Raw genomic sequence first — 7,002 nt, forward strand, 5'->3', positions numbered from 1 at the left:
ATGGACCTACCAGAACTCTGCCCAGCGAACGCTCGCCTTGGCGAGCTGGCAGCATCACTACAACTGGCACCGACCCCACAGTGGCATCGGCGGCATGGTGCCCATGTCCAGACTCAGCTCGTCAAGAAATAACCTCTTGACGCTTCACAGCTAGCGCACCAACCTTGGCAGTATGCGCCAAAATCCTTTTTCAATCACTGGACCTCGTCGCACCAGACCTTGAATCCGTCCAGCTCGTTGGGGCCGAAGGTGCTTGACAACGCCACGTCGCTGGCGTCGCGCCCCTGCGCAATCAGCACGCGGCCGATGCGGGGCACGTTGTTGCGCGCATCGAAGGTGTACCAGCGGTCACCCAGGAAAGCCTCGAACCAACCCGCAAAGTCCATCGTGCCGTAAGGCGGCAGGGTCCCGACATCGCCGAGGTAGCCGGTGCAATAACGGGCCGGAATGTTCAGGCAGCGGCATAGGGTGATCGCCAGGTGCGCATAGTCGCGGCACACGCCTTGCCCTTCCTTGAAGGCTTCAAAGGCCGAACGGGTGCGCCGGGCGTGCTGGTAGCCGAACTCGATGTGCTTGTGCACGAAATCGCAGACCGCCTGTACGCGGCCCCAGCCGGTCGGTCCGGTCCCAAAGCGCTGCCAGGCAAAATCGGACAGCAGGTCGGTTTCGCAGTAGCGGCTACCAAGCAGGTAGAGCAAAGTGGACTCGGGCAGGTACTCCACCGGCGTCTGCGGCGCCGAGGGCACGACGATGTCCAGCGCGCCGCTGTCGTGGATCACGGTATCCGTACTCAGCACAAAGCGGCCCGCGGGTGCGACCAGGCGAGTGCACCAGTTGCCAAACAGATCGCGGTACGCAGTGGTGGGCACGGCCGGCTTCGTGAGCAGATGGTCCGGGCGCAGGAGATCCGAGGCGCGCGAGTAATGAATGCTGAGGGTCAGGATCATCGGCGTCGCCTGGGGAAACTGGTAGGCGATTTCAAAACCGAGCTGGATATTCATCCGCCCATGATGCGCCTTGATTCGCACTTCCGCAGGGACTGCTCGGATTGGTTCACAAGATGTCCTCGCCGCTGCTCGTGCGGAGGTGGTCAGCTTCATCGCCGAGTGCAACTCATCGATCCATACTATCGGCATCGAACTCAGCCGCGCCATCGCGGACTTCGTCGGACGCGAGGCTTTGCTGGCCGAAGCCCGGTCGGAAATCCTGCAGAGCATCGGCGCCCGGGACATCGTGGTGTCGCCGAAGGCAGCACATTTCGCGGTGACGGGTATCTGGCGCTATGACAGCGCCAGCGTCGCCGCATTGGCCGCAGCGCTGGAGGCGCAGCGCGATGCCTATCGCACCGGCAAGCGCGCGATGCCGACGTCGCCGCAGACACGACTCGGCCAACTCCTGCGGAAGAAGAAGTCCCGAGTCAATTCGTGCTGGGAAAAAAAGCCTAAAGCCATAGAGCCCAAAGAGCTCGCTCCGTTTTGCCCGCGATCACGCCGCAGCGCCTCCGTCAACGTCGAGTGAAATGCCCGTGATGAAGCTGGCGTCGGGGCTTGCGAGGAAGGCTACCGCCGCCGCGATCTCTTCGGGCCGGCCATAGCGGCCGAGCGGAATGGCGGCCTTCTGCGCGGCGGCGAAGTCGCCGTCCTGCGGGTTCATCTCTGTGTCGATCGAGCCTGGCTGCACGGTGTTGACGGTGATGCTGCGCGGGGCGAGGTCGCGCGCCCAGCCGCGGGTGTAGGCGGACACTGCTGCCTTCGTCGCCGAATAGTCGGCAACACCCGGCCAGGGCGTGCGATCGGCGGCGGCGGAGCCAATCGAGATGATGCGGCCGTTGTCGCTGATGAGCGGCACTGCGGCGCGCACGGCGGCGGCCACCCCGCCGACGTTGATAGCGAACTGACGTTCCAAGGCGGCGACGTCGCTGTCGGGCGCGCCGACCTGACCGACCACGAACACGCCGGCGTTGTTGACGAGGATGTCGAGCTTGCCGAAACGCCGCGCGGCATTGTTCACCAGCGCTTCGACTTGCAGTGGGTCGGCTTGGTCGGCCTGAAAGGCTGCGGCACGCGCGCCAAGACCCTTCAGTTCCTTGACCAGCGCCTCGGCACGGTCGGCGGAGGCCGAATAGCTGATGGCGACATCGGCGCCGTCGCGCGCCAAGCGGCGCGCGATAGCGGCACCGATGCCGCGTGAACCGCCGGTGACGAGGGCGACTTTGTTGGCGAGGGGCTTGGACATGCAGTTCTCCGGGAAGGTGGGTTGTGATGGGAGCACTCGCTGTCGAGTCGACAGCGAGGCTCGGTTCATGAGGAGGCCGAGGTACTACGCTGCCACGGCGTCCGCGGCAGCAACGACATTCGTGGCGACGTCGATGTTGCCGTGAACGGCCTTCGAATAGGGGCACATCTCATGCGCTGCACGCGCGATGGCCTCTGCCACGTCGAGTGCGACGCCGGGCATGCGCACATCGATCCGCGCCTGGATGAAGTACGCGTCGCGGGTCTGGCCGAGATCCACTTCGATGTCGACTGACATGTCGGAGGGCAGCGCCACCTTCTTCGCCTTGGCTGCGACGCCTAGTGCGCCCGTGTAACACGCCGACCAAGCGCCGGCGAACAGCTGCTCCGCGGTCGGATGCAACTGGATCGCCTTGAGCACGATTTCATTGCCGGCCTTGCCAGGAGTCGACATCTGGATGTCGACGCGCTCATCGCCGCGCGGGGCGCCCTCACGGCGGCTGGCCGTCGTATGGGTCTTGCCCGTCATCAGCACGGTTTGGATTTTGGTGGTCATTTCGGATTCCTTTTCGGTTTGGTTAGCCCTGTCATCGAGGAGCTCGGTCGCTTGTATGCGCCGTGCGCCGTTGGCATCGCGATAGGGCGTGGATCGCTTGCCGGGAACGGATGGAAGGAGGAGGAAAGAGAAGTGGTGAGTGGCGATGGCATGAAGTGTCGGGTCGGACCCTGCGCTGACCAAGATGGTGGACGGGACATGTTTATTTCCACTTCGCTAATAATTCGGCGATGGACCAGATCGCAGCTATGCGTGTGTTCGCCCGGGTCGTCGAAGCCGGCACCTTCACGCGGGCGGCCGACTTGCTGCAGATGCCAAAGCCCAGCGTGACCAAGCTGGTCCAGCAACTTGAGAGCCACTTGGGTGTGAGGCTGCTGCAGCGTACGACGCGGCGTGTCACGGTGACGCCGGAGGGCGCGGCCTACTACGAGCGCATCTCGCGGGTGCTGGCCGAGATCGACGACATAGAGGCCGATGTCACGAATGCACAGGCCAGCCCCAGAGGCCGTCTGCGTGTGGACATCGGCTCTTCGCTGGCCAACCGAATCCTGATTCCCAGGCTGCCGGCGTTCCACGCGCGCCACCCCGACATCCTGCTCGAGCTCGGCGTGGGCGACCGGCCGGTCCACCTGATCGGCGAAGGGGTGGATTGCGTGCTCCGCGGCGGCGTGCTGAGCGATCCGTCGCTGGTGGCCCGCCGCGTCGCGCAGATGCCCTACATGACCTGCGCGACGCCCGACTACCTGAAGCGCCACGGTGTGCCCGCGACGCCGGCCGACCTGCTCGATGGGCACCGGGTGGTGAGCTATTTCTCGTCGCGCACGGGGCGCTACATTCCGCCGCGCTACGAGCGCGGCGACGAGCGCATCGAAATCAATGGGCATGCCGTCATCGCGGTCAACGAAAGCACGGCCCACCTGACGGCGCTGCTGGCCGGGCTCGGCATGGCGCAGACCTTTGCCTTCATGGCGCAGCCGCACGTCGAGAGCGGCGCGCTGGTCGAGTTGCTGGTCGACTGGGAACCGCCGCCGATGCCCGTGTCGGTAGCCTACCCGTCCAGCCGGCACCCGAGCGCCAAGCTGCGTGCCTTTGTCGACTGGACGGTGGAGGTGTTCGCGCCGTACGGTTCCGCCCGTCGACGGTGAGAGGACACAAACGTCTGCAGCAGCTCCTGCGCAACGAACCGATGAGAACCTGACCCCAGTCAATCGCCGCCAACCTGGCAGCCCCCGCCCGAGCGAGGCTCTGGCGCCGGATCAAGGCGCTATGAATGTCCGCGGGGTGGCAGGTAGCCCCCGGCCGCTGCGCCAACGATGCTCGGCGAGACCACCGATTTGACTTCAAAGACCGGCGACGGAAGCACGCGCTCAACAGAATGAGCGTTCAGTTTCCCGCACGGAAACGACTCGTGCCGCACTAGGGCGTGACGGGTCATCCCGCGGTCGGCTGATGGAAGAACAAAGCCGGGCACCCCTGACGCACTCATCCTGACGAAGGAAGTCCCGGCACCACAAAGAACTTTTCACGAGACGATTCTGTGTTCATTTCTGCTTCGCTGCGCTCCCTCGCCACTTATCGCCGCACTGCGGTTTCCAGCGCTGCCTTGGCCTTGCTCGCCATGAGCACGTCAGCGCTTTCGATGGAGATCGACACCGGCAATCCGGATATCGTCCTGCGCTGGGACAACACCTTGCGCTACAACCTCGGCCAGCGGGTGCAGGGCCAGGACAAGGCGATCCTCGGCAACCCCAACTTCGATGACGGCGACCGCAATTTCAACAACCACTCGCTGATCGCCAACCGCCTGGACCTGCTCAGCGAGATGGACCTGGTGGTCGACAAGAAGTACGGCTTCCGCCTGAGCGGCGCGGCCTGGGCCGACGGCGCCTACAACAGCCTGGACAACCACAGCAACGCCACCGCCAACACGCTGTCCTATGGCCTGCCGACGGCCGGCATCCTGTCGCCCTACACCAGCCGCTACGCCAAGGGCCCTTCGGGCGAACTGCTGGACGCCTTCGTCTTCGGCAACATGGACTTCGGCGACACGAACGTCGGCCTGCGGCTGGGCAAGACCACTGTCTACTGGGGCGAGAGCCTGCTCGGTGGCGGCGCCATCCACGGCATCTCCTACGGCCAGTACTCACTGGACCTGTGGAAGGCGCTCGCCACGCCCGGCATCGAGGCCAAGGAGATCTACCGCCCACGCAACTCGGCCACCCTGCAGGTGCAGCCGAGGCCCGACCTGTCTCTGTCGGCACAGACTTTCTTCGACTGGGAGAGCGTGCGCTATCCGGAGTCGGGCAGCTACCTGACGGTGAACGATGCCTTGCTGCACGGCGGCGAATCGCTGATCGCCGGACCCGGCCAGCGACTGCTACAAGCCACGAGCGGTGATCCGAACAAGACCGGCGACTTCGGCTTGTCGGCGCGCTGGAGCCCGGAGTGGCTGGACGGTACCGCCGGCCTCTATGGCCGCCGCACGGCAGACATCCAGCCGCAGCTCGCCCTCATGCCCGCTGTCGCCGCGGGCGTGCCCGCAGCGGCCTGCACGCGCGCCGGACTGCGCCCCATCGGCCCGAGCACCTGCTACATCAATCCAGGCGCGGCCACACTGCCCCAGATCCAGGCCGGCTATGTCGGCCAGTACCAGGCTTTCTACGGGCGCGACATCGACATCTATGGCCTGAGCCTGTCCAAGAGCGTCGGCGGCCTGAGCTTTGGCGGGGAACTGAGCTACCGCCGCAACATGTCGCTGCAGAGCGTGCCCGTGCAGGTGTTGCCCGCACCGCTGGTCAACCCGGCCACCGGCGCCATCTCGCTCGCACAACTCGCGCAACTCGGCAACGATGCGCCCGGCGCTCGCGGCGACACCATGCACGGTGTGTTCAATCTGCTGGGCACCGTCTCGAAGACCGCGCTCTTCGACAGCGCCACCTGGAATGCCGAACTGGTGTGGAATCGCTGGCTCAGCGTCACGCAGAACCCCGGTGCCTTCAAGGGCAGCGCGCTCTACGCGGCCAACCCCGCGAACGTCGACGCGGTCAGCAAGGACTACTTCGGCCTGGGCCTGAACTTCACGCCCACCTGGTACCAGGTGTTCCCGAGCGTGGACATCTCGCTGCCGCTGAGCTGGTCGGGCGGGCTGTCGGGCAACTCGGCCGTGCTCTCGGGCGGCAACAAGAACGCCGGCACCTACGGTATCGGCATCGCCGCCGACGTCCGTGCCAAATACAACATCGCGCTGCGGTACGTCGGCTTCTACGGCGACTACAGCACCACGGCCACCGGCGCGATGAACGTGCCGAACGGCACCTACGCCAGCCTGTCCGACCGCGGGCATGTGCTGTTTACGTTCAAGGCGACCTTTTGAGTCGTCCAACCTCAACCACAACGGAGACAAACCCATGAACACCCGCCCCCTCTGGGCTGGCGCGCTGATCGCGCTCGCCGCCCAGTCCACCCTGGCCGCCGTTTCGGCCGACGAAGCGAAGAAGCTCGGCACCACCCTCACGCAAACCGGTGCAGAACGCGCAGGCAACGCCGACAAGTCGATCCCAGAGTACACCGGCGGCCTCACCACGCCGCCGGCCGGCTACGAGAAAGGCTCGGGCATTCGCCCTGACCCCTACGCCGCCGAGAAGCCCCTCTACGCGATCACCGCGCAGAACATGGCGCAGTACGAAGGCAAGCTCACCGCCGGCACCAAGGAGCTGCTGAAGAAGCACCCGACCATGCGCGTGGACGTGTACCCCTCGCACCGCTCGATGGCCTTCCCCAAGTACGTGCTCGAGAACACGGTGAAGAACGCCACCGCCGTGAAGACCACCGATGACGGCCTCGGCCTCGAAGGCACCTTCGCGGGCATTCCGTTCCCGATCCCCAAGACCGGCAACGAAGTGATGTGGAACCACCTGCTGCGCTTCACGGGCCAGAGCTACTTCACCCAGTACGACTCCATCAATGTCGACGCGTCGGGCAAGGCTGTGCTCGCCACCACGGGCCAGATCTACATGGACTACCCGTACTACGACCCCAAGCGCACGGGCGCATCGGCGGACAACGACATCTACTTCCGCACCAAGATCGCCTACACCGCGCCGGCACGCCGAGCGGGTGAAGCGCTGCTCGCGCAGGACTACATCAACCCGATGAAGAACGGCCGCCGCGCCTGGCAGTACCTGCCCGGCCAGCGCCGCGTGAAGCTCGCAC

Annotated in this window: 8 protein-coding genes; 5 read left to right on the forward strand and 3 right to left on the reverse strand. The window is 65.3% G+C overall.

Going from position 1 to position 7,002, the window contains the following annotated elements; genetic code table 11:
• Positions 1 to 154 (forward strand): integrase core domain-containing protein (locus tag AC1DN9_RS29745; RefSeq protein WP_478105975.1); only part of this gene is annotated, 154 nt, incomplete at its 5' end.
• A 40-nt stretch (positions 155 to 194) separates the two neighbouring features.
• Here AC1DN9_RS29745 and AC1DN9_RS29750 read toward each other — a convergent pair.
• Complete coding sequence (locus tag AC1DN9_RS29750; RefSeq protein ID WP_478105968.1) at positions 195 to 1,001, reverse strand: transglutaminase-like domain-containing protein; 807 nt, start codon at positions 999 to 1,001, stop codon at positions 195 to 197.
• A gap of 85 nt (positions 1,002 to 1,086) precedes the next feature.
• Between AC1DN9_RS29750 and AC1DN9_RS29755 the strand changes: the two genes are divergently transcribed.
• The gene (locus AC1DN9_RS29755) at positions 1,087 to 1,518 is read left to right on the forward strand and encodes a hypothetical protein (RefSeq protein ID WP_478105969.1); all 432 of its coding nucleotides are present in this window, start codon (positions 1,087 to 1,089) and stop codon (positions 1,516 to 1,518) included.
• Here AC1DN9_RS29755 and AC1DN9_RS29760 read toward each other — a convergent pair.
• Both AC1DN9_RS29760 and AC1DN9_RS29765 read right to left on the reverse strand, forming a co-directional pair.
• Entirely contained in the window at positions 1,486 to 2,235 is a 750-nt protein-coding gene (locus tag AC1DN9_RS29760; RefSeq protein ID WP_478105970.1) for an SDR family NAD(P)-dependent oxidoreductase, read from the reverse strand. The two genes, AC1DN9_RS29755 and AC1DN9_RS29760, sit on opposite strands and share 33 nt — an antisense overlap.
• A gap of 84 nt (positions 2,236 to 2,319) precedes the next feature.
• Positions 2,320 to 2,790, reverse strand: coding sequence for an Ohr family peroxiredoxin (locus tag AC1DN9_RS29765; protein WP_478105971.1), 471 nt, complete (start codon positions 2,788 to 2,790; stop codon positions 2,320 to 2,322).
• A 230-nt stretch (positions 2,791 to 3,020) separates the two neighbouring features.
• Here AC1DN9_RS29765 and AC1DN9_RS29770 point away from each other — a divergent pair, with 230 nt between their 5' ends.
• The 3 genes from AC1DN9_RS29770 to AC1DN9_RS29780 form a co-directional block, all read left to right on the forward strand.
• Positions 3,021 to 3,935, forward strand: a complete 915-nt coding sequence (locus AC1DN9_RS29770) for a LysR family transcriptional regulator (RefSeq protein ID WP_478105972.1) — start codon at positions 3,021 to 3,023, stop codon at positions 3,933 to 3,935.
• A gap of 392 nt (positions 3,936 to 4,327) precedes the next feature.
• Complete coding sequence (locus tag AC1DN9_RS29775; protein WP_478105973.1) at positions 4,328 to 6,163, forward strand: DUF1302 domain-containing protein; 1,836 nt, start codon at positions 4,328 to 4,330, stop codon at positions 6,161 to 6,163.
• Between the two features lie 34 nt (positions 6,164 to 6,197).
• The coding region (locus tag AC1DN9_RS29780) for a DUF1329 domain-containing protein (protein WP_478105974.1) at positions 6,198 to 7,002 on the forward strand (805 nt) is incomplete at its 3' end.

Source organism: Variovorax sp. 05L425, assembly GCF_056397705.1.

Bases quoted from the DNA above. Each gene is read 5' to 3' on its own strand.
- AC1DN9_RS29770 (WP_478105972.1), top strand. From the start codon at position 3,021: ATGGACCAGATCGCAGCTATGCGTGTGTTCGCCCGGGTCGTCGAAGCC.
- AC1DN9_RS29760 (WP_478105970.1), bottom strand. From the start codon at position 2,235: ATGTCCAAGCCCCTCGCCAACAAAGTCGCCCTCGTCACCGGCGGTTCA.
- AC1DN9_RS29765 (WP_478105971.1), bottom strand. From the start codon at position 2,790: ATGACCACCAAAATCCAAACCGTGCTGATGACGGGCAAGACCCATACG.
- AC1DN9_RS29750 (WP_478105968.1), bottom strand. From the start codon at position 1,001: ATGAATATCCAGCTCGGTTTTGAAATCGCCTACCAGTTTCCCCAGGCG.